Source organism: Curtobacterium sp. MCSS17_008 (genome assembly GCF_003234185.1).
Lineage (GTDB): Bacteria > Actinomycetota > Actinomycetes > Actinomycetales > Microbacteriaceae > Curtobacterium.
On sequence record NZ_QKSM01000001.1, the window covers coordinates 26,058 to 47,511 of the forward strand.

Below are 21,454 nucleotides of genomic sequence, written 5' to 3' on the forward strand. Positions count from 1 at the left end.
TACCCGCTGTGCACTCGGCCGCGCTGCGCGCTGCGCACTCGGCCGCCGGCCGCCCTGCGGCCAACAGCGCACCCCACGAACGACGAGAGCCCCGCACCAACGGTGCGGGGCTCTCGTCAGTGGTCAGCGACTCAGAGCGCGGAGACCTTCTTGGCGATGGCCGACTTGCGGTTCGCCGCCTGGTTCTTGTGGATGACGCCCTTGCTCACGGCCTTGTCGAGCTTCTTCGACGCGAGGGCCAGCGCCGCGGTGGCCTTGTCCTTGTCGCCGGCGGCAACGGCCTCGTTCGTGTGACGGATGACCGTCTTGAGCTCCGAGCGGTAGGCCTTGTTGCGCTCCTGGGCCTTGAGGTTGGTCTTGATGCGCTTCATCTGCGACTTGATGTTCGCCATGCGTGTTGCTCCTTGTTCGTCGTCTACGGGTGGTCGCGACCTCTGGGTAGAGGGGCCCTCGGTCGCATCGCGTTCCACCCGTGGGCGGGGAACGCGGAAGCCAGCCACCAACATTACCAGCACGAGCCCGCACCGACAACGCACCGACGCGCCGCCGCACGTGCCGCGCGATCGGGGCCGGTGGGGTGGTTCGGCCCCGCAACCACGCCGCAACACGGAACGGCTACGGTGACCTCCGTGCCCTCCCTCGCGCCACGAATCGACACCGTCCCCGCATCCGGCATCCGCCGTGTGTTCGAGCAGGCCGCCCTGCTGCGGGCAGACGGCACCGACGTCGCGATGCTCGTCATCGGCGAGCCGGACGTCCCCGTCGCACCGCACATCGGCGAGGCCGCCCGCCGGGCGTGGAGCGAGGACCGCACCGACTACACGCCGAACGGCGGGATCGCGCCGCTCCGGACGGCGATCCGCGACAAGCTCCTCCGCGAGAACCGCATCGACGTCGACCTCGAGCAGGTCTGGCTCACGATCGGTGCGACGCAGGCGCTGTTCCAGGCGATGAACCTCGTGCTCGGTCCCGGTGACGAGGTCCTGGTGCCCGATCCCGGCTACACGACCTTCACGATGAACGCGCACATCATCGGGGCGTCCCCGGTGCCGTACCGGCTCGAGCCGCAGCACGGCTTCGAGCCGGACCTCGAGGCGCTCGAGGCGAGCATCACCGAGCACACCCGTGCGATCGTGGTGAACTCCCCGTCGAACCCGCTCGGTTCGGTGTTCGGTGAGGACACCCTCCGTGCACTCCTCGCGTTGGCGAAGCGGCACGACCTCTGGGTCATCAGCGACGAGGTCTACGAGTACTTCACGTACGGCACCCGGCACGTGAGCATCGCCTCGCTCGACGAGGACGACCGGGTCTTCACCGCGTTCTCGTTGAGCAAGACGTACGCGATGACGGGCGTCCGTGTCGGCTACCTCGTGACGCCGAAGGGCCTCGGGCCGACGATGCGCACCGTGCAGGAGGCGATGATCAGCTGTGTCGCCGAACCCGACCAGTGGGCGGCCCTCGCGGCGATCGTCGGCGACCACCAGGCGGTGCAGGACGCCCGGGAGCACTACCGCGCGAACCTCGCGGTCGCGAAGGGGGTCCTCGACGCCGCGGGCATCCGCTACCTCGACCCGCGCGGCGCCTTCTACCTGTGGGTGGACGTGTCGCACGCCACGCAGGGCGACGTCGCCGGGTGGGCGCTCGCCCTCCTGCACCGCGAGCACGTCGCCGTCGCGCCCGGCAGCGCGTTCGGCCGATCGGGAGAGGGGTGGATCCGCGTCTGCCTCGCCGCCACCCCGGACGACCTGCGCCGCGGTCTGGGCGCGCTGCCCGCACCCGTGACCGTGACCGTCTGACGCAGCGGGCCCACGCCGCCGGTTCCGGGCCGACGCGGCGACGGCGCGCCGGCCGTGCCGATGGGGGAGGCGCGGTGCCGGTGCAGCCCGCGCCTGCCGTCCGCCCTGCACAGGGGGTCACGGCCGGTGCCGTCTCCACAGGGCGGCGCGCGGTGCGCGCCGCCCATGCGCGGGCGTGGGACAATCGTTCGACCGTCCCGACCCCTGAGGAACCGTGAGCCCACAAGCATCCGCGCCGCTCGAGCCCGCCGCGACCCCGGCCGAGGCGATCCGCAACTTCTGCATCATCGCGCACATCGACCACGGCAAGTCCACGCTGGCCGACCGCATGCTGCAGATCACCGGCATCGTCGAGGAGCGGGCGATGCGTGCGCAGTACCTCGACCGCATGGACATCGAGCGCGAGCGTGGCATCACGATCAAGTCCCAGGCGGTGCGCATGCCGTGGGAGCTCGAGGGTGAGACCTTCGCGCTCAACATGATCGACACCCCCGGGCACGTCGACTTCTCGTACGAGGTCTCCCGGTCCCTCGCCGCGTGCGAGGGCGCGATCCTGCTCGTGGACGCGGCACAGGGCATCGAGGCGCAGACGCTCGCGAACCTCTACCTGGCGCTCGAGAACGACCTCGAGATCATCCCGGTCCTCAACAAGATCGACCTGCCCGCGGCCGAGCCGGAGAAGTACGCGGCCGAGCTCGCGCAGCTCATCGGCGGATCACCCGACGACGTGCTCCGGGTGTCCGGCAAGACGGGCGTCGGTGTCCCGGAGCTCCTCGACCGCGTGGTCCGGACCGTGCCCGCACCGGTCGGCCGGGTCGACGCCGAGCCCCGCGCGATGATCTTCGACTCGGTGTACGACAGCTACCGCGGCGTCGTGACCTACGTGCGGATGGTGGACGGCACCATCAAGCCGCGCGATAAGGTCCAGATGATGTCGACGAAGACGACGCACGAGATCCTCGAGATCGGGGTGTCGTCGCCGGAGCCGAAGCCCACGAAGGGCCTCAGCGTCGGCGAGGTCGGGTACCTCATCACCGGCGTGAAGGACGTCCGGCAGTCGAAGGTCGGCGACACGGTCACGAACGCGCAGAAGCCCGCGACCGACGCCCTCCCCGGCTACACGGACCCCAAGCCCATGGTGTTCTCGGGCCTGTACCCGATCGACGGCTCCGACTACCCCGACCTGCGCGAGGCGCTCGACAAGCTCAAGCTGTCGGACGCGGCGCTCGTGTACGAGCCCGAGACCTCCGTCGCACTCGGCTTCGGCTTCCGGTGCGGCTTCCTCGGCCTGCTGCACCTCGAGATCATCACGGAGCGGCTCTCGCGTGAGTTCGGTCTCGACCTCATCACGACCGCGCCGAGCGTCGTCTACGACGTCACGACCGAGGACAACGCCACCGTGCAGGTGACGAACCCGTCCGAGTTCCCGACCGGACGCATCGTCGAGGTCCGTGAGCCGATGGTCCGCGCGGCCATCCTCGCGCCGAAGGACTACGTCGGCGCGATCATGGAGCTCTGCCAGTCACGTCGCGGGTCGCTCCTCGGGATGGAGTACCTGGGTGAGGACCGCGTCGAGCTGCGGTACCAGATTCCGCTCGGCGAGATCGTCTTCGACTTCTTCGACCAGCTGAAGAGCAAGACGCAGGGGTACGCGAGCCTCGACTACGAGCCGATGGGCGACCAGGCGGCCGACCTGGTGAAGGTCGACATCCTGCTGCAGGGGGACCAGGTCGACGCGTTCAGTGCGATCGTGCACCGCGACAAGGCCTACGCCTACGGCACGATGATGGCGGAGCGGCTGCGCAAGCTCATCCCGCGCCAGCAGTTCGAGGTCCCGATCCAGGCAGCGATCGGCGCCCGCATCATCGCGCGCGAGAACATCCGCGCGATGCGCAAGGACGTCCTCGCGAAGTGCTACGGCGGTGACATCACCCGCAAGCGCAAGCTCCTCGAGAAGCAGAAGGAGGGCAAGAAGCGCATGAAGATGGTGGGTCGGGTCGAGGTCCCGCAGGAGGCCTTCATCGCGGCGCTCTCGGGTGACGTCGAGGAGAAGAAGAAGTAGCAGCAGCGCCCCGCACCGAGCGGGGCGCTGTCGTCGGTCCGCCGGCGGTGCTCGGCACGGCGCGGCCGGCGCCGCCGGTACGATGGGCCGCATGAGTTCCCGCGGCACGTACCGGACCGCCCTGACCTACGGCGCCGTCGGTGCGACCCAGGCGGCGGACCTCATGACCTACCCGCCCGAGGGCTTCAGCCCGGCGGAGTCGCGTGCGCGCATCGGCCACGGCGACCAACGGTTCGAGACCGCGGTCACGCAGGCCCTCACCTGGCAGATCCAGGAGCGCAGCGGCATCCGCGTCCGCGTCGAGGACCAGCCCGACGACGACGAGGTCCGGTACAACCCGGTGACGTTCGACGAGCACGGCGTGCCGATCGCTCCCGCGTCGATCGGGACGCCGCGCGTCGAGAAGTTCGCTGCCGACGGCACGCCGCTGCTCACCGCGGGCACCACGGCGACGCTCGAGATGCACGCCTTCGGGCAGACGGTGCACGCCCCGGTCCGCGTGGTGTCGATCATCGACGAGACCGATCGCAAGGGCTTCGCGTACGGCACGCTCGAGGGACACCCGCTCTCGGGTGAGGAGTCGTTCGTGGTCGAGCGCACGAGCGACGGCTCGGTGTGGCTGCAGGTGCGCCAGTTCTCGCAGCCGGCGAGCCGGAAGTGGGCGTTCGTGGCGCCGCTCCTCCGGCGCCAGCAGCGCGTGATGGCGGCGAGGTACCTGACGGCGCTACGCGGCGACTGACCGAGGAACGGCCCGACGTCGTCGGCCTGCTCGGCGCAGCGGCGTCGGCCTGCTCAGCGCAGGGGCGCCAGCCCGGCGATCGCCTCCTCGAGCAGCCCGGCGTCCTGAACGCAGTCGCGGGCCACGGCGACCGCCCCCGTCGCCCGCAGCGCGTCGACGTCGTAGACGCCCGTCGCCACGGCCACGAACGGGATGCCCACGGCACCGGCCGCCGCACCGTCGCGAGGGGTGTCGCCGAGGACGACGGCCCGCGTCCCCGTCAGCGCGGCCGCAGCGCGCGAGGTGACGCCGGTGCGCTCGACCTCCTCGTCGCCGAAGTACGAGTGCTCCCAGTCGAACGCGTCGACGTCGAACCCCGCGCCGGCGAGCTTGACCCGTGCGCGGTGCGCGGAGTTCCCGGTGAGCAGGGCGTTCCGCCAGCCGAGCTCGGCGAACCGTCGGACGAGCGCGATCGCACCCGGGGCCGGGGACCGCCGTTCCCCGCGGCCGTACCGTTCGTCGGTGAGGTCGCGCAGGTGCCGGCTCACGGTGGGGATGAGGGCGTCGTCGAGGTCGTGCGCCCGCACGTGCTCGGCGATGAGTCCGGCGTCGGTCCGGCCGTGCTGGTGCCCGACCTTCAGCACGAGGTCGCGCCCGACGGCGCGTTCGAGCGCCAGGTGGTAGAGGTTGCCCGGCGACGCGGCGTTCAGGACGAGGGTGCCGTCGATGTCCCACAGCACCGTGGTGGGGACGGTGTGGTGCTCCATCCCTCCATCATGGCCGAGAATGGAGTCCATGCCGAGTGCTCTCCCGCTCGCCGACCCCGCGCCCGCGGACGGCCTCATCACCCCCGGTCCCGGCGCGGGGGCCGTCCCGTTCGGGGTGTACGTCCACGTGCCGTTCTGCCGGGTGCGCTGCGGCTACTGCGACTTCAACACGTACACGGCGTCGGAACTGCGCGGCGTGCGCCGTGACGACTACGCCGGGCACGCCGTGCAGGAGATCCGCTGGGCGGCCGAGGTGCTCGACCGCTCCGGGGTGCCGCGCCGTCCCGTCTCCACGGTGTTCTTCGGCGGGGGCACGCCGACCATGCTGCCGGCGGACGACCTCGTGATGATCCTCCGCGCGATCGACGACACCTGGGGGCTCCTCCCCGGCGCCGAGGTCACGACCGAGGCGAACCCGGACTCCGTCGACGCCGAGTCCATCGCCACCCTGCGGCGGGGTGGCTTCACGCGCATGAGCTACGGCATGCAGTCGGCGGTGCCGCACGTCCTCGCCACCCTCGACCGCACGCACGACCCAGAGCGCGTGCCGATGGTGGTCGACCTCGCGAAGCAGCAGGGCCTCGACGTGAGCCTCGACCTCATCTACTCGACGCCGGGGGAGTCCCTCGACGACTGGCGCACCTCGCTCGAGGCGGCCCTGGCGTGCGAGCCGGACCACGTGTCGGCGTACTCGCTCATCGTGGAGGAGGGCACGGCGATGGGTCGGATGGTCGCCCGCGGCGAGCTCCCGGCCCCGGACGACGACCTCGCGGCGGACATGTACGAGCTCGCCGACCGGACCCTCGCGGACGCCGGGTACTCCTGGTACGAGGTCTCGAACTGGGCGCGCGGCGACGAGCACGCGAGCCGCCACAACCTGTCCTACTGGAAGGGACACGACTGGTGGGGGGTCGGCCCCGGCGCGCACTCCGCGGTCGCCGGCACCCGCTGGTGGAACGTGAAGCACCCGGCCGCGTACGCGAACCGGGTGCTGTCCGGGGGGTCACCGGCCGCCGGGCGCGAGACCCTCGACGCCGACACCCGGTACGTCGAGCGCGTGCTGCTCGCGGCGCGGGTCCGCGGCGAGCTCGCCACCTCGGAGCTCGGCCAGGAGGCCCGTGGCCGCGTCGCCGGCCTCATCGCACGCGGGCTCGTGGACGGCTCGGCCGCGGTGCGGGGCCGGATCGACCTGACCCTGCAGGGTCGGCTGCTCGCGGACGCGGTCGTCCGCGAGCTGCTCGACTGACCTACTGCTTGATGAACTCGATCGTGAGCGGGTAGCGGTAGAAGTCGCCGCGGTTCGCCGCGACGGCCGCGATGATCGAGAACACGATCACGAGCACGCCGATGATCGGCAGCAGCACGAAGCCGATCAGGACGATGCAGAGCAGGCCGGCGACCAGGTACGCGATGGCCATCGTGATGTGGAAGTTCAGCGCCTGGCGCGTGTGCTCCTTGATGAACTGGCCGCGGTCGCGCAGCACGAGGTAGGCGATGACCGGCACGACGAGGCTGAAGAAGATGCCGCCGACGTGGGTCAGGGTGGCCCAGAGGCGCTGGTCCTCCGGGGACATCGGCCGGGGCGGCGTGTAGCCGGCCGGGTACTGCGGTCCCTGCGGGTTCTGGGGTCCCCCCGGCTGCTGGCCGTAGGGGCCGTCCTGCGGGCCGCCTGGTTGCTGTCCGTAGCTCATGCGGTGAGCGTACCGGGACGGGCAGCCGCGGTGCCGGACGGTCGGCGGTCGGGCGTAGGATCAGCAGTCGACACGTCCGAGTGCCAGCATCGAACGGAAGGGGTCCGGATGGTCAGCGAACGCTCACTCGAGGTCCTCAAGGCGATCGTGCGGGACTACGTCGCATCGCGTGAGCCCGTCGGCTCGAAGACGATCGTCGAGCGCCACGCCTTCGGGGTGAGCGCCGCCACGATCCGCAACGACATGGCGCAGCTCGAGGACGAGCAGCTCATCGCGGCACCGCACACGTCGTCCGGCCGGGTGCCCACCGACAAGGGCTACCGCGTCTTCGTCGACCACCTCTCCGCCGCCCGGCCGCTGTCGAGCGCCCAGCGGCACGCGATCGAGACGTTCCTCGGCACGCCGAACGACCTGGACGAGGTCCTCGGTCGTACGGTGCGCCTGCTCAGCCAGCTCACGAACCAGGTCGCCCTCGTGCAGTACCCCTCGATGGTGCGCGCCCGCGTGCAGCACGTCGAGCTCGTCCGGCTCGGCGACACGCGGCTCATGGTGGTCCTCATCACCGACACCGCCCGGGTCGAGCAGCGTGTGGTCGAGACGGACGTCCCCCTCGACGAGACCGCCCTGTCCGAACTCCGGACCGTCGTCAACGGCGCCTCCGTCGGTCTCCTGTTGCAGGACGTGCCGCGCGCCCTGCGGGAGGTCCCGCAGCAGCTCCGCCCGGACGCCCAGACGCTCGGCGGGGTGGTCGTCGCGACGCTCATCGAGCAGGTCGCGGCCAACCGGCAGGACCGCCTGGTGATGGCCGGTGCGGCGAACCTCGCCAAGAGCGAGCGGGACTTCTCCGGCGGGTTGTTCACGGTGCTCGAGGCCATCGAGGAACAGGTGACCCTGCTCCGGCTGTTCGGCGAGATGCAGGTGGACGACGTCGCCGTGGCGGCACGGATCGGCGTCGAGAACGCCGAGTACGGCCTCGACGCGACGAGCATCGTCGCCGGAGGCTACCTCGCCGGCGGGGGAGCGGTCGCCCGCCTGGGCGTCCTCGGCCCCACGCGCATGGACTACGGCACGAACATGGCGGCGGTCCGCGCCGTCGCACGGTACCTGTCCAAGCTGCTGGGCGAACATTGACCGGTCGCCGCGTCCGACGCGCGGTGCCCTGCGGACGTGGTCCGCGCCTCCAGACCGAACCGCGGCGACCGCCGCGACCCACCGACCGAACCGAAACCGACTGAGGGATACGTGGCAGACCACTACGACGTCCTCGGCGTCCAGCCGGACGCCTCCGATGCCGACATCAAGAAGGCCTACCGACGCCTGGCGCGCGAGTTGCACCCGGACGTCAACCCGAGCCCGGACGCAGCCGAGCGCTTCAAGGACGTGACGCACGCCTACGACGTGCTGAGCGACCCCGAGCAGCGTCGTCGCTACGACGCGGGACCGCAGGCCGACAGCCCCTTCGGCGGTGGCGCCGGCGGCTTCAGCGACATCTTCGACGCCTTCTTCGGCGGCGGCGGTGGCGGGGCAGGACGCGGCAACGGTCCCCGGAGCCGCGCCGAGCGCGGCCAGGACGCCCTGCTCCGCATCGAGGTCGACCTGGACGAGGTCGTCTTCGGTACCCACAAGGACGTCGAGGTCGACACCGCCGTGGTCTGCGAGACCTGCAACGGGTCCTGCTGCGCACCCGGCACCAGCCCGCGCACGTGCGACATCTGCGGCGGCTCCGGCCACATCCAGCGCCAGGTGCGCTCGCTGCTCGGCAACGTCGTGACCAGCGCTCCGTGCGGTACCTGCCGCGGCTACGGCACCGTCATCCCGAACCCGTGCCCGACCTGCCAGGGGCAGGGTCGCGTCCGTGCCCGACGCACGATCCCGGTCGACGTCCCCGCGGGCGTCGAGACGGGGCTGCGCCTGCAGATGCCCGGGCAGGGCGAGGTCGGTCCGGCCGGTGGCCCCTCGGGCGACCTGTACCTCGAGGTCAAGGTGCGCCACCACGACGTGTACAGCCGCGACGGCGACGACCTGCTCGCGACGCTCGAGGTCCAGATGACCGACGCGATCCTCGGCACGCAGACGACCATCGACGGGCTCGACGGGCCGGTCGAGCTCGAGATCCGGCCCGGCGTGCAGAGTGCCGACGTCCTGGTGATCAAGGACCGCGGCGTGACCAAGCTGCGCGGGGCCGGACGTGGTGACCTGCGCGTCGGCGTGCAGGTCGTGACCCCGACCAAGCTCTCGCACAAGGAGCGTCAGCTCGTCGAGCAGCTCGCGAAGTCGCACAAGGCCGGGAAGCCGCAGCTCGCGCGGTTCCAGCAGGGCATGTTCGGCAAGCTCCGCGACCGGTTCTTCAACTTCTGATGGCGTCGCTCTACCTCGTCGGTCCCGGCGCCCTCGACGGCGTCGGGGTCGGCGACCCGGTGTCGCTCGACGGTGCCGAGGGGCGGCACGCGGTGTCGGTCGCGCGGGTCCGGGCGGGCGAGACGCTGCGCATCTCCGACGGTCGCGGGACGGTCGTCACGGGCCCGGTCGCGTCGACCGGCAAGGACGCGCTGACGCTGACGGTCGACGACGTCGCCGTCGAGGCGGAGCCGCGTCCGGCGCTCGTGCTCGTGCAGGCGCTGGCGAAGGGCGGGCGCGACGAGATGGCCGTGCAGGCGGCGACCGAGATCGGTGTCGACCGCATCGTCCCGTGGTCGGCCGCACGCAGCGTGTCCCGCTGGGAGGGCGCGAAGGTCGACAAGGGCCGCGCCAGGTGGAGCGCGATCGCGCACGAGGCGGCGAAGCAGGCCGTCCGGTCGCGGGTCCCGTCGGTGGACGCGCCGGTCACGACGGCGCAGCTCGCGGCGGACGGTGGCCCGGCGAGTGGCTGGGAGGCGCGGCGGGCGCTGGTCGTGCTCGACCCGGTGGGCGCGGTGCGGCTCTCGGCGTGGGAGCCGCCGGCGGACGTCGACGAGATCGTCCTCGTGGTCGGGCCGGAGGGCGGCATCGACGGGGCGGAGTTCGACCGGCTCGAGGCCGCGGGCGCGGTCCGCGTCCGGCTCGGCGACACCGTGCTCCGCACGTCGACCGCGGGACCGGCGGCGCTCGCCGTCCTGCAGACGCGGCTCGGTCGCTGGTAGTGCCCGGACGCGTGGACACGACGCGGGTGGACACGGTGCGCGGTGCGGTTCCGCTGCGGGCGGACCACACCGGTGCTGCGTCGGTGCCGGGTCCTACGATGGACGCATGAGCAGCAACGAGCCGAGCGTCTTCTCGAAGATCATCGCCCGTGAGGTCCCCGCGACCGTCGTCGCCGAGGACGACCGGGTGATCGCCATCGAGGACATCGCCCCCAAGGCCCCGGTGCACGTGCTCGTGATCCCCAAGACCGAGCAGTACCGGGACGTCACCGAGCTCGCCGCCGGCGACCCCGACCTGCTCGCCCACGTGGTCGCCACCGCCCGTCGCATCGCCGACGAGCGGGCCGACGGCCAGTTCCGACTCGTCTTCAACACCGGCGAAGCCGCCGGTCAGACCGTGTTCCACGTGCACGCGCACGTCCTCGCAGGTGAACTGCACGAAGGGAATCTCCTTGCCGGCTGACGAACCAGTCCACTCCGACCCCTCCCGTCCCACCGCGCGGCCTGTGTCCGACCCGACGGACGTCACCGTCGACATCCAGGTCGACGGCATCGCGATGGTCCAGCTCCTGGGCCCGCAGGACCGCCTGCTCAAGACGGTCGAACGCCAGTACCCGAGCGTCCGGGTGCTCGTCCGGGGCAACGAGGTGTCCCTGACGGGTGCGGAGCGCGACGTCGCCAGGGCCCACGCGCTCGTCGACGAGCTCGTCGGCATGGTCAAGCGCGGGCAGGACATCGGCCAGGCGGACATCCCGACTTCGGCGCGGATCCTCGACGAGGACCGCCGGCCGTCGGACACGTTCGGGACCCCGATCGTGTCGAGCCGCGGCAAGTCGGTGCGCCCGAAGACCGACGGCCAGCGTGCCTACGTCGACGCCATCGACCAGCACACCATCACGTTCGGGATCGGTCCGGCCGGCACCGGCAAGACCTACCTCGCGATGGCGAAGGCCGTCCAGGCGCTGCAGCGGCGCGAGGTCACCCGCATCATCCTGACCCGGCCCGCGGTCGAGGCCGGCGAACGCCTCGGGTTCCTGCCCGGCACGCTCACCGACAAGATCGACCCGTACCTGCGGCCGCTGTACGACGCGCTCAACGAGATGATGGACCCCGAGCTCGTCCCGAAGCTGCTCGCGGCCGGCACGGTCGAGGTCGCGCCGCTGGCGTACATGCGTGGCCGGACGCTCAACGACTCGTTCGTGATCCTCGACGAGGCGCAGAACACCACGCCCGAGCAGATGAAGATGTTCCTGACGCGTCTCGGCTTCGGCTCGAAGATGGTCGTGACGGGTGACATCACCCAGGTCGACCTGCCCGGGAACCTGTCCGGCCTCCGGCTGGTGACGCGGATCCTCGGCGACGTCGAGGACATCCACTTCGCTCGGCTCGGCAGCGAGGACGTCGTCCGCCACACGCTGGTCGGACGGATCGTCGACGCGTACACCGTCTACGACGAGGAGCGACTGGCCGAGCAGGCCGGGCACCGCCCCGCCGGCAACCCCGCGGGGGCGAACCGCGCCGAGCGCCGTGGTCGTCCACCGCAGGACCGCCGGCAGTCCCCGTACCCCCAGAACGACGCCCGAGGAGGCAACCGGTGAGCATCGAGCTCAACAACGAGTCCGGTGTCGAGGTCGACGAGCAGGCCGTCCAGCAGCTCGCCGCCTTCGCGCTCGACGCGCTGCACGTCCACGCGGACGCGGAGCTCGCGATCGTGCTGGTCGACGAGGGCGCCATGGAGCAGCTCCACGTCCGGTGGATGGACGAGCCGGGCCCGACCGACGTCCTGAGCTTCCCGATGGACGAACTCCGACCGGGTACCGAGGACGAGCCGACGCCGGCCGGGCTGCTCGGCGACATCGTCGTGTGCCCGCAGGTTGCCGCCGAACAGGCGAAGACGGCCGGGCACACCACCACGGACGAGATGCTCCTGCTCACCTGCCACGGCATCCTGCACCTGCTCGGGTTCGACCACGCCGAACCGGAGGAGAAGGCCGAGATGTTCGGGCTGCAGGGGGAGATCCTCTCCGCCTTCGCCGCGCAGCGACGCGGGCGGTGAGCTGATGGTGCTCGTCGCCGTCCTGCTCGTGGCGGCGTTCGTGCTCGTGCTCCTCGGCGGGCTGCTCGCCGCCTCGGACGCCGCCCTGACCGTGCTGTCCCGCGCCGACCTCGACGAGATCGCCCGGGGCAGCGCGCGGCGACGCGCGATCGAGGCAGTGGCCGACGACGTCGGCGCGCACGTCAACGCCCTCAACTTCTTCCGCGTGCTCGCCGAGACGGCCGCCGCGGTGCTCGTCACGATCGCGCTCGTCACGGTGTTCGACACCTGGTGGGTGGCGCTCGTCGTGTCCGCGGCGATCATGACCGCGGTGTCGTTCGTGCTCGTCGGCTCCAGCCCGCGCAGCGTCGGTCGTGCCCACGCCGAGCGTCTCATCGGCGCCACCGGCGGGCTCGTCCGCGCGGTCCGCATCGTCCTCGGTCCGCTCGCCGGGCTCCTCGTCGCGATCGGCGACCGTGTGACGCCGGGCCGCGGCCGCAGCGCCTCGACGGTGTCGAGCGAGGAGCAGCTGCTGTCGCTCGTCGACGAGGCGACGGAGAGCAACGTGCTCGAGCAGGACGACCGCGAGCTCATCCACTCGGTCTTCGAGTTCAGCGACACCCTGGTGCGCGAAGTCATGGTGCCCCGCACCGACATGCTCACCGTCGACGGCGAAGCGACACTGGCGGCAGGGATGGAGCGGTTCCTGGTCGCCGGCGTCTCCCGCATGCCCGTCACGGGCAAGGACAGCGACGACGTGCTCGGCGTGCTCTACCTGCGGGACGTCTCGCGCGCGCTCTACGAACAGCCCGGCAGTGCGCAGGAGCCGGTCACGACGTTGCTCCGGCCGGCCGAGTTCGTGCCTGAGTCCAAGCACGCCGACGACACGCTGCGCCACATGCAGGTCGCCAAGAACCACCTGGTGCTCGTGGTCGACGAGTACGGCGGCGTCGCCGGTCTGGTCACCATGGAGGACCTCATCGAGGAGCTCGTCGGCGACATCTCCGACGAGTACGACCGCACCGTCGTCGACCGGACCGAGGTCTCGCCGGGCGTGTGGCGCATCTCCGCACGACTGCCGATCGACGAGCTCGGCGACCTGTTCGGCATCGAGCTCGAGGACGACGACGTCGACACCGCCGGCGGCCTGCTGACGAAGGAGCTCGGCCGGCTCCCGGTGCGCGGCGAGCAGGTCACCGTGTCCGGGCTGGAACTGACGGCCGACCGCGTCGAGGGCAAGCGCCGCCACCTGATCACCGTCCTGGCCGAGCGGAGCGCCGCCCTGCAGGACGCCGAGGACGCCCTCGGCGAGACGACACCGAGCACGACGGGAACACCGAACGCATGACCGAGCACGACACCGACCAGACCCCTGACGCACCGGGCCCCACAGGAGGTCCGTACCGCGCCGGTTTCGTCTCCTTCGTCGGCCGTCCGAACGTCGGCAAGTCGACCCTGACCAACGCCCTCGTCGGCGAGAAGGTGGCGATCACCTCCTCGAAGCCGCAGACCACGCGTCGGGCGATCCGCGGCGTCGTCCACCGCCCCGACGGGCAGGTCATCATCGTGGACACCCCGGGTGTCCACCGTCCGCGCACCCTGCTCGGCGAGCGGCTCAACGACCTCGTGCAGTCCACGCTGGGGGACGTCGACGTGATCGGCTTCTGCGTGCCGGCGAACGAGCCGATCGGTCCCGGCGACAGGTTCATCAACGAGTCGCTCGACCAGTACCCGCGGGCCAGGAAGGTCGCGATCGTCACGAAGATCGACCGGACCCCGAAGGACCGGGTCGGCGAGCAGCTCCTCGCGGTGTCGCAGCTGCGCGACTGGGACGCGATCGTGCCGACGTCCGGCACGAAGGGCCTGCAGCTCGAGGCACTGCTCGGCGAGATCACGAAGCTCCTGCCCGAGTCGCCGCAGCTGTACGACGCCGACACGGTGACCGAGGAGACGGACGAGGACCGCATCGCCGAACTCATCCGCGAAGCGGCGCTCGAGGGCGTGCGCGACGAGCTGCCGCACTCGCTCGCGGTGGTCGTCGAGGACGTCGTCGAGCCCGACGACGAGGACGACCCCGACGGGCCCCTGCGCATCTTCGCCAACCTGTTCGTCGAGCGCGACAGCCAGAAGGCGATCGTGATCGGGCGCGGGGGTGAACGACTCAAGGACGTCGGTTCGCGGGCGCGTGCGGAGATCGAGTCCCTGCTCGGCGGTCGCCACGTCTACCTGAACATCCGGGTCAAGGTGGCCAAGGAGTGGCAGCGCGACCCGAAGCAGCTCGGTCGCCTCGGGTTCTGACGGGCGTCATCCCCGCGACGGACGCGCGGCGGCCGCGCTGGTCGTACCGTGGGGTGGTGTTCCGTCCCATGCTGCGCGCGCAGATCGTCACCGACGTCACGGCTGCCGTGCTGCTCGGTGGCCTCCTGGTGCTGCTGCGCGTGGCGGTCGACGACTCGCTGCTGTGGCTCGTCACCGTGATCGGGCTCAGCGCTGCACTCGCGATCCGGCGGCTCTCGCCCGGACTGGCCCTCGCCCTCTCGTGGGTGATCGCCGTCTTCCAGATGGTGACGTGGCAGACCCCGGACACGTCGAACGTCCTGCTGGCGGGCGTGCTCTTCACGACGAGCGCCTACGGCAGTCGGCGGGTGCGCATCGCGGGGCTCGTGTCGGCCATCGGCGGCTCGGCGGTCGCCGCGGGGTACCTCGGCCTGTACGACTACCAACGCCGCGTCGACGTGGTCGGTGCATCGGCGTTGCAGGGACAGACGCTGCAGACGATGGCGGGGTCCTTCGCGGCCGTCCTGCTCCTGTTGCTCCTCCCGTGGCTCGCGGGACTCGTCCGCCGGGCCCGACGCTCCGCGAGCATGAGCCGTGAGGCCCAGCTGGTCGCGGAGCGCGACGCGGCCCGCGCCGACCGCGCGGTCGCCGTCGAGCAGGAGCGCGTCCGCATCGCCCGGGACATGCACGACATCGTCGCGCACTCGCTCGCGGTCGTGATCGCCCAGGCCGACGGCGCCCGCTACGCCGCGAAGGCCGACCCGGCGGTGGCCGACCAGGCGCTCGCCACGATCTCGAGCACCGCCCGCAGCGCCCTCGGCGACGTCCGCGAGCTCCTCGGCGCCCTGCGGCACGAGCAGGGGACCGCACCGACGCCCGAGGCGGCCGACCTCGAAGAGCTCGTCGCCGACATGCGGGAGGTCGGGCTCGACGTCCGTGTGGACCGCGAGGGCGACCCGTCCGGACTGCCGACCACCACGCAGCTCGCCGTCTACCGGATCGTGCAGGAGAGCCTGACGAACGCGTGGAAGCACGGTGAGTCCGGCACCCCGGTGCACGCGTCGCTGACCTACCGCCCGGACACGGTCGAGATCACGGTCGTCAACCGGCGCGCGGACGACGGGACACGGGGGCCGGGCACCGGTCACGGTCTCGTGGGCATGCGTGAGCGCGTCACGATGACCGGGGGGTCGATGACGGCGGGACCGCGCGGGGACGACTTCGCGGTCGCCGTGCGGATGCCGGCGGTCGCCGCGAGCGGCCAGTTCCCCCGAGGCCGCATCACCCAGATGGAGCAGGAGCGCACCCGATGACCACCACCCAGCCGACCGGCAGCCCGATCCGGGTCGCCCTGGTCGACGACCAGGCGCTGTTCCGGACCGGCATCCGCATGCTCATCGACTCACAGCCCGACCTGCAGTTCGTCGGCGAGGCGGGCGACGGGGCCGAGGGCGCCGAACTCGTGCGACGCACCCGGGCCGACGTGGTGCTCATGGACGTCCGGATGCCGGTGATGGACGGGATCACCGCGACCGCCAGGATCGTCGAGCAGGGCGGCGCGGACGCGGCGAAGGTCCTCGTGCTCACCACCTTCGACTTCGACGAGGCCGCGGCGAAGGCGATCCGAGCGGGCGCGAGCGGCTTCGTGCTCAAGGACGCCGACCCGGAGTTCCTGCTCGCCGCCGTCCGGACGGTGCACGCCGGCACCGCCGTCTTCGCCGCCTCGGCCACCCGCGAGCTGCTGCGCCGGTACGACGACGGCGCCGCACAGGCCGCCGCGGTGCCGCCGGCGTTCGCCGAGCTGACCCCGCGTGAGCGGGAGATCTTCGACCTGGCCGCCCGCGGGTACAGCAACAGCGAGATCGCGCAGCACGAGTACGTCAGCGAGGCGACCGTGAAGACGCACATCTCACGGGTGCTCACCAAGCTCGACCTCCGCGACCGGGTCCGCCTCGTCGTGTTCGCCCACGAGCACGGGCTCGTCCAGAAGGCCGACTGACCCCCATCGCCGCGGTTCCTGCGGGCCGTCCCCGGGCCATCCGCAGGGACGCCGTTTTTGCGGGCTGACCCCGGGTCATCCGACAGGATGACCCCTGCACAGGAGACCGAGCCAGGCGGACCATCCACACGAGCCGCGCGACCGACGCGAGGCGCGCCTCCCGGCCGTCAGGGTGGACACATGACCACCAACCAGACCCCGATCATCCGGCTCGACCACGTCTCGAAGCACTACGGCGACGCGGCCCGTCGTGTCACCGCCCTCGACGACGTCAGCGTCGACATCGGGGCGGGGGAGTTCACCGCCGTGATGGGTCCGTCCGGATCGGGCAAGTCGACGCTCATGCACGTCGCCGCCGGGCTCGACGCGGTCAGCTCCGGCCGGATCAGCATCGACGGCGTCGAGGTGACCGCGCTCGGGGACCGCGAGCTCACCGAACTCCGCCGTCGCCGGCTCGGGTTCGTCTTCCAGTCGTTCAACCTGGTGCCGACGCTCGACGTCCGCGAGAACATCCGGCTGCCGTTCCTCCTCGGTGGCAAGCAGCCCACCAGCGACGAGTCCGAGTGGATCGACCGGCTCGTCGGAATGCTCGGGCTCGGCGACCGGCTGGCACACCGACCGCACCAGCTCTCGGGCGGGCAGCAGCAGCGGGTCGCGATCGCCCGGGCCCTCGCCTCGCGTCCCGCGGTCGTCGTCGCCGACGAGCCGACCGGTGCGCTCGACTCCCGCACCGGCCGCGACGTCCTCGCGATCCTGCGCGGCGCCGTGCAGGAGTGGGGGCAGAGCGTCGTGATGGTGACGCACGACCCGACGGCCGCGGCGAACGCGGACCGCATCCTGTTCCTCGCCGACGGTCGGATCGTCGACGACCGTCCGGCGATGATCGCAGCCGACATCTCGGCGACGATGCTGGGGATGGAGGCGGCAGCGTGAACGGCCTGCGTGCCTTCGCCCCGACCGTGCTCGTCGCCGCCCTCGGCACCACGTTCGGTTCGGCGCTCGTCATCGCTCCCGGCATCGTGGCCGAGGCCCTCGGCGCCGCCGGGCTCGACGACCTCGCGCCGATCAAGGCGATCCTCTCCGTGCTCGGCTGGCTGTTCCTCGGCATCGCGCTCTACGTGGGCGCGATCGTCACGGCCAACACCTGCGCCACCCTCATCGCCGGACAGACCCGGATCATCGCCCTGCAGCGCTTGATCGGGGCCACGGGCGCCACCCTCCGGTCGAGGATCACCCGCACCGGTCTGCTCGTCGGGCTCGTGGGCGGCGTGCTCGGCACGATCGCCGGGACGGCGCTGTCCGCGCTGTTCATCGCGGTGCTGCGGAGCACCGGGTTCCTGCCCGACACCTCGTACACGCTCGTGCCGTGGGAGCTCGTCCTGCCGCTCGTCGCCGTCGTCGTCGCGACGTGGGGCGCGTTCGCGGCCGGGTCACGCCGCGTCCTCACGGTCACGCCGCTCGAGGCGCTGTCGTCGACGGTCGAGCCGAGCCACGACGACCTCCGCTCCGGCCGGGGCCGTCGCGTCTGGGCGCTCGTGCTCATGGGCGCGGGCGCGCTGCTCATGCTGCTCGGCCTCGTGCTCAGCCCGGCCTCGCCGGTGGCGGTGCTGCCCGCTGCCCTCGGGGGGTTCGTCTCCTTCGCCGGCGTCGCCGTCGGAGCGACCATCGTGATGCCCCCGGTGCTGCAGCTCATCGGTCGTCTCGGTGCACGGGACCCGGTGGTGCTCCTCGCCGGACGGAACGCGATGCGGGCGCCGGGTCGGTCCTCGCGAGCGACGATCGGTCTCGTCATCGGCGTGACGCTCCTCGTCACCTTCGCGGTGGCGCTCGGCATCATGCAGCACGTGCTCGAGACGCAGCTCACCGCGATGGGCGACGGCTCGATGACCCCGGACATGATCGAGGCGCAGCGCGACTTCTTCGTGCAGGTCAACGCCGTCATCAGCGTCATCGTCGGGTTCTCCGCCGTGATCGCGGCCGTCGGCGTGGTCAACGCCCTCGCCCTCGGAGTGCTCCAGCGGCGGCGCGAACTCGGACTCCTGCGGGTGCTCGGCCTGACCGGGGCCCAGGTCCGTCGGATGATCGTGACCGAGGCCGTGCAGATGGTCGTCGCGGCCGTCGTGACCGGGCTGGTCCTCGGCACGGTCTACGGCTGGGTCGGCGGGCAGACCATGCTCGGGTCGCTCGGCACCGTCGTGACGCCCGTGCTGCCGTTGTCGACCGTCGGCATCGTGGTCGTCGGGGCCCTCGTGCTCGCGGTCGTGGCCACGGTGGCTCCGGTCCGACGTGCGATGCGGGTGCCCCCGACCGAGGCGCTCGCCGTCGACTGACCGCCTCCCGACAGGATGGGCGCCGAGCGTCATCTGCTTGCACGACGCTGGTGTACCAGTGCTACGGTGGCAGCGATGTACTCGGCGCTCCTCCTCCTTCGCTGCCGCGACGAGGCCTGACACACGGCCCACCTCGTCGCGGAGTCCGTCGTGGCCCCCACCAGCGCCGATGCCGGCGAGACGACGAAAGCGACGACCATGCAGAACACGCAGCGCCCCTCCGGGATGCCGATCCACAAGTACGTCCCCTTCCACGAGCAGATCCGCGTGGACCTGCCGGACCGGACCTGGCCGACGAAGCACATCGACCGCGCGCCGCGCTGGTGCGCCGTCGACCTGCGCGACGGCAACCAGGCCCTGATCGACCCGATGGACTCCGAACGCAAGCGCGCGATGTTCGACCTGCTCGTCCGGATGGGCTACAAGGAGATTGAGGTCGGGTTCCCGAGCGCGTCGCAGACCGACTTCGACTTCGTGCGGTCCCTCATCGACGACGGCGCGATCCCCGACGACGTCACGATCCAGGTGCTGACCCAGGCGCGCGAGCACCTGATCGACCGCACGTACGAGGCGATCGACGGCGCCAAGCAGGCCATCGTGCACCTCTACAACTCGACGTCGATCGTCCAGCGCGAGGTCGTCTTCCGTACCGACGTCCAGGGCGTCGTCGACATCGCCGTCGCCGGTGCGCAGATGTGCAAGGCGGCCGAGGCGCGCCTGCAGCACCGCACGCAGGTGTACTACGAGTACTCGCCCGAGTCCTACACGGGCACCGAGCTCGAGGTCGCGGCGCGCATCTGCAACGCCGTGCTCGAGGTCTTCGAACCGACACCCGAGCGCAAGGTCATCATCAACCTGCCCGCCACCGTCGAGATGGCGACACCGAACGTGTACGCCGACTCGATCGAGTGGATGTCGCGCAACCTCGACCACCGCGAGGACGTCATCCTCTCGCTGCACCCGCACAACGACCGCGGGACCGCCGTCGCCGCTGCCGAGCTCGGGTACATGGCCGGCGCCGACCGCATCGAGGGCTGCCTGTTCGGCAACGGGGAGCGCACGGGCAACGTCGACCTCGTCGCCCTCGGCATGAACCTGTTCACCCAGGGCGTCGACCCCGAGATCGACTTCTCCGACATCGACCAGGTCAAGCGCACCGTCGAGTACTGCAACCAGCTGCCGGTGCCCGAGCGGCAGCCGTGGGCCGGCGACCTCGTCTACACGGCGTTCAGCGGTTCCCACCAGGACGCCATCAACAAGGGCTTCGACGCCATGCACGCCAAGGCGCAGGCGGCGGGGAAGCCCGTTGACGAGATCGCCTGGGCGGTGCCCTACCTGCCCGTCGACCCGAAGGACATCGGCCGCTCGTACGAAGCCGTCATCCGGGTCAACTCGCAGTCCGGCAAGGGCGGTGTCGCCTACCTGCTCAAGACCGACCACGCCATCGACCTGCCGCGCAAGCTGCAGATCGAGTTCTCCGGCGTCGTGCAGCAGCGCACCGACACCGAGGGCGGCGAGTTCTCGTCCGAGCGGATCTGGGACCTGTTCCGCGACGAGTACCTGCCGGCGTCGTCGGACGAGGACAAGTGGGGCCGCTACGAGATCACGAAGACGGCGACGTCGAGCGACTTCGGCGGCACGACGAAGCTCAGCGTCGCGATGCGCGTCGACGACGGCGCGGTCACCGCGGACGCCGTGGGCACCGGCCCGGTCGACGCGTTCCTCACGATCATGCGGGAGCAGGGCGTCGCGGTCACGCTGTACGACTACTCGGAGCACACGATGAGCGCCTCCGGGGACGCCAAGGCGGCCGCCTACGTCGAGCTCGACGTCGACGGCACGCGCCTGTGGGGCGTCGGCATCGATGCCGACATCGCGACGGCGTCGCTCAAGGCGATCGTCTCCGCGGTCAACCGCGCGGTGCGTGCCGGGGCCGCGTCCGGCGCGCCGGAGCTGGTCACGGCGTAGGAGCCGACCGTCGTACGGGAGGCGCGGCGCGGGTCCGACCCGCACCGCGCCTCCCGTCCGTGCGTGCGTTCCGCGCGCCCGTCGTCCCGTCGGCCGGGTCGCGCGACGCGCCGATCGCGTCCGCGGCGGTCGCGTGACGCGCCGCTCACGTGCGCTGAGGTCGCACGACGCGCCGTCGGGACACCGCGAGAGCGACCGTTCGTGCGACCGGAACGACCGGCGCGCGGCGTGTTGTGCGCACTCGTGGCGCGCCCCGTCCGTCTTGCCTTGGTCGCGCGACTTGCCGCTCATGTCCGTTGAGGTTGCGCGACGCGCCGTCGGGGCACCGCGAGAGCGATCGTTCGTGCGACCGGAACGGTCGGCGCGCGGCGTGTCGTGCGCCCGTGTGGCGTGCACCGTCCGGCTTGCCTTGGTCGCGCGACTTGCCGCTCATGTCCGCTGGGGTCGCGCGACGTGCCGTCGGGGCACCGCGAGAGCGATCGTTCGTGCGACTGGAACGGTCGGCGCGCGGCGTGTTGTGGGCCCGTGTGGCGTGCACCGTCCGGCTTGCCTTGGTCGCGCGACTTGCCGCTCATGTCCGCTGGGGTCGCGCGACGTGCCGTCGGGGCACGGCGAGAGCGACCGTCCGTGCGACCGGAAGGATCGACACGCGGCGTGTCGTGCGCCTCCGCACCGGCTGGTACCTCCAGCCC

The 21,454-nt window shown here is 71.5% G+C and carries 20 protein-coding genes; 17 read left to right on the forward strand and 3 right to left on the reverse strand.

Features of this window, described 5'->3' with window-relative positions; genetic code table 11:
• Positions 1-131: 131 nt before the first annotated feature.
• Entirely contained in the window at positions 132-392 is a 261-nt protein-coding gene (rpsT, locus tag DEJ23_RS00110; RefSeq protein WP_111238267.1) for a 30S ribosomal protein S20, read from the reverse strand.
• A 237-nt stretch (positions 393-629) separates the two neighbouring features.
• Here rpsT and DEJ23_RS00115 point away from each other — a divergent pair, with 237 nt between their 5' ends.
• From DEJ23_RS00115 to DEJ23_RS00125, 3 genes are all read left to right on the forward strand, one after another.
• Complete coding sequence (locus DEJ23_RS00115; RefSeq protein WP_111238687.1) at positions 630-1,796, forward strand: pyridoxal phosphate-dependent aminotransferase; 1,167 nt, start codon at positions 630-632, stop codon at positions 1,794-1,796.
• Between the two features lie 214 nt (positions 1,797-2,010).
• A complete protein-coding gene (gene lepA / locus DEJ23_RS00120; protein WP_111238268.1) occupies positions 2,011-3,858 on the forward strand; it encodes a translation elongation factor 4 in 1,848 nt (615 codons plus the stop codon).
• A 91-nt stretch (positions 3,859-3,949) separates the two neighbouring features.
• Complete coding sequence (locus DEJ23_RS00125; protein ID WP_111238269.1) at positions 3,950-4,597, forward strand: DUF1990 family protein; 648 nt, start codon at positions 3,950-3,952, stop codon at positions 4,595-4,597.
• Between the two features lie 53 nt (positions 4,598-4,650).
• Here the strand turns inward: DEJ23_RS00125 and DEJ23_RS00130 are convergent, their stop codons facing one another.
• A complete protein-coding gene (locus tag DEJ23_RS00130; RefSeq protein WP_111238270.1) occupies positions 4,651-5,343 on the reverse strand; it encodes an HAD family hydrolase in 693 nt (230 codons plus the stop codon).
• Between the two features lie 28 nt (positions 5,344-5,371).
• On the opposite strand from DEJ23_RS00130, the gene hemW reads away from it, so the two are divergent.
• Positions 5,372-6,589 (forward strand): radical SAM family heme chaperone HemW, encoded by a 1,218-nt coding sequence (hemW, locus tag DEJ23_RS00135; protein ID WP_111238271.1) that lies wholly within the window; start codon positions 5,372-5,374, stop codon positions 6,587-6,589.
• A 1-nt stretch (position 6,590) separates the two neighbouring features.
• On the opposite strand, the gene DEJ23_RS00140 is transcribed toward hemW, so the two are convergent.
• Positions 6,591-7,034, reverse strand: coding sequence for a DUF4870 domain-containing protein (locus tag DEJ23_RS00140; RefSeq protein WP_258375170.1), 444 nt, complete (start codon positions 7,032-7,034; stop codon positions 6,591-6,593).
• Between the two features lie 108 nt (positions 7,035-7,142).
• Here DEJ23_RS00140 and hrcA point away from each other — a divergent pair, with 108 nt between their 5' ends.
• The 13 genes from hrcA (at position 7,143) to leuA (ending at position 20,762) form a co-directional block, all read left to right on the forward strand.
• Entirely contained in the window at positions 7,143-8,165 is a 1,023-nt protein-coding gene (gene hrcA, locus DEJ23_RS00145) for a heat-inducible transcriptional repressor HrcA (RefSeq protein WP_111238272.1), read from the forward strand.
• A gap of 111 nt (positions 8,166-8,276) precedes the next feature.
• Positions 8,277-9,392, forward strand: a complete 1,116-nt coding sequence (dnaJ, locus tag DEJ23_RS00150) for a molecular chaperone DnaJ (protein ID WP_111238273.1) — start codon at positions 8,277-8,279, stop codon at positions 9,390-9,392.
• The gene (locus tag DEJ23_RS00155) at positions 9,392-10,153 is read left to right on the forward strand and encodes a 16S rRNA (uracil(1498)-N(3))-methyltransferase (RefSeq protein ID WP_111238274.1); all 762 of its coding nucleotides are present in this window, start codon (positions 9,392-9,394) and stop codon (positions 10,151-10,153) included. Before dnaJ ends, DEJ23_RS00155 begins: the two co-directional genes overlap by 1 nt.
• Positions 10,154-10,259: 106 nt before the next feature.
• The gene (locus DEJ23_RS00160; RefSeq protein WP_111238275.1) at positions 10,260-10,616 is read left to right on the forward strand and encodes a histidine triad nucleotide-binding protein; all 357 of its coding nucleotides are present in this window, start codon (positions 10,260-10,262) and stop codon (positions 10,614-10,616) included.
• Positions 10,617-10,710: 94 nt separating this feature from the next.
• Positions 10,711-11,751: a PhoH family protein gene (locus DEJ23_RS00165; RefSeq protein ID WP_258375219.1), complete on the forward strand. Its 1,041-nt coding sequence runs from the start codon at positions 10,711-10,713 to the stop codon at positions 11,749-11,751.
• Positions 11,748-12,209 (forward strand): rRNA maturation RNase YbeY, encoded by a 462-nt coding sequence (gene ybeY, locus DEJ23_RS00170; RefSeq protein ID WP_111225841.1) that lies wholly within the window; start codon positions 11,748-11,750, stop codon positions 12,207-12,209. Before DEJ23_RS00165 ends, ybeY begins: the two co-directional genes overlap by 4 nt.
• A 4-nt stretch (positions 12,210-12,213) precedes the next feature.
• On the forward strand, positions 12,214-13,536 hold the full coding sequence (locus DEJ23_RS00175; protein WP_111238277.1) for a hemolysin family protein: 1,323 nt from the start codon (positions 12,214-12,216) through the stop codon (positions 13,534-13,536).
• Positions 13,533-14,486, forward strand: a complete 954-nt coding sequence (gene era, locus DEJ23_RS00180) for a GTPase Era (RefSeq protein WP_111238278.1) — start codon at positions 13,533-13,535, stop codon at positions 14,484-14,486. Before DEJ23_RS00175 ends, era begins: the two co-directional genes overlap by 4 nt.
• 56 nt (positions 14,487-14,542) lie before the next feature.
• Positions 14,543-15,778: a sensor histidine kinase gene (locus DEJ23_RS00185; RefSeq protein WP_258375171.1), complete on the forward strand. Its 1,236-nt coding sequence runs from the start codon at positions 14,543-14,545 to the stop codon at positions 15,776-15,778.
• On the forward strand, positions 15,775-16,464 hold the full coding sequence (locus DEJ23_RS00190; protein WP_111238279.1) for a response regulator transcription factor: 690 nt from the start codon (positions 15,775-15,777) through the stop codon (positions 16,462-16,464). The genes DEJ23_RS00185 and DEJ23_RS00190 overlap by 4 nt, the downstream gene beginning before the upstream one ends.
• 180 nt (positions 16,465-16,644) lie before the next feature.
• The gene (locus DEJ23_RS00195) at positions 16,645-17,397 is read left to right on the forward strand and encodes an ABC transporter ATP-binding protein (protein WP_111238280.1); all 753 of its coding nucleotides are present in this window, start codon (positions 16,645-16,647) and stop codon (positions 17,395-17,397) included.
• Positions 17,394-18,794: an ABC transporter permease gene (locus tag DEJ23_RS00200; protein ID WP_111238281.1), complete on the forward strand. Its 1,401-nt coding sequence runs from the start codon at positions 17,394-17,396 to the stop codon at positions 18,792-18,794. The genes DEJ23_RS00195 and DEJ23_RS00200 overlap by 4 nt, the downstream gene beginning before the upstream one ends.
• A 198-nt stretch (positions 18,795-18,992) precedes the next feature.
• Positions 18,993-20,762 (forward strand): 2-isopropylmalate synthase, encoded by a 1,770-nt coding sequence (gene leuA / locus DEJ23_RS00205; protein ID WP_111238690.1) that lies wholly within the window; start codon positions 18,993-18,995, stop codon positions 20,760-20,762.
• The last annotated feature ends 692 nt before the right edge of the window (positions 20,763-21,454 follow it).

Excerpts from the sequence above, each read along its gene's own strand:
- DEJ23_RS00160 (WP_111238275.1), top strand. The coding sequence starts at position 10,260 with ATGAGCAGCAACGAGCCGAGCGTCTTCTCGAAGATCATCGCCCGTGAG.
- hrcA (WP_111238272.1), top strand. The coding sequence starts at position 7,143 with ATGGTCAGCGAACGCTCACTCGAGGTCCTCAAGGCGATCGTGCGGGAC.
- DEJ23_RS00165 (WP_258375219.1), top strand. The coding sequence starts at position 10,711 with ATGGTCCAGCTCCTGGGCCCGCAGGACCGCCTGCTCAAGACGGTCGAA.
- DEJ23_RS00195 (WP_111238280.1), top strand. The coding sequence starts at position 16,645 with ATGACCACCAACCAGACCCCGATCATCCGGCTCGACCACGTCTCGAAG.
- DEJ23_RS00155 (WP_111238274.1), top strand. The coding sequence starts at position 9,392 with ATGGCGTCGCTCTACCTCGTCGGTCCCGGCGCCCTCGACGGCGTCGGG.
- DEJ23_RS00190 (WP_111238279.1), top strand. The coding sequence starts at position 15,775 with ATGACCACCACCCAGCCGACCGGCAGCCCGATCCGGGTCGCCCTGGTC.
- DEJ23_RS00140 (WP_258375170.1), bottom strand. The coding sequence starts at position 7,034 with ATGAGCTACGGACAGCAACCAGGCGGCCCGCAGGACGGCCCCTACGGC.
- DEJ23_RS00130 (WP_111238270.1), bottom strand. The coding sequence starts at position 5,343 with ATGGAGCACCACACCGTCCCCACCACGGTGCTGTGGGACATCGACGGC.
- rpsT (WP_111238267.1), bottom strand. The coding sequence starts at position 392 with ATGGCGAACATCAAGTCGCAGATGAAGCGCATCAAGACCAACCTCAAG.
- era (WP_111238278.1), top strand. The coding sequence starts at position 13,533 with ATGACCGAGCACGACACCGACCAGACCCCTGACGCACCGGGCCCCACA.
- leuA (WP_111238690.1), top strand. The coding sequence starts at position 18,993 with ATGCAGAACACGCAGCGCCCCTCCGGGATGCCGATCCACAAGTACGTC.
- DEJ23_RS00125 (WP_111238269.1), top strand. The coding sequence starts at position 3,950 with ATGAGTTCCCGCGGCACGTACCGGACCGCCCTGACCTACGGCGCCGTC.
- DEJ23_RS00175 (WP_111238277.1), top strand. The coding sequence starts at position 12,214 with ATGGTGCTCGTCGCCGTCCTGCTCGTGGCGGCGTTCGTGCTCGTGCTC.
- hemW (WP_111238271.1), top strand. The coding sequence starts at position 5,372 with ATGCCGAGTGCTCTCCCGCTCGCCGACCCCGCGCCCGCGGACGGCCTC.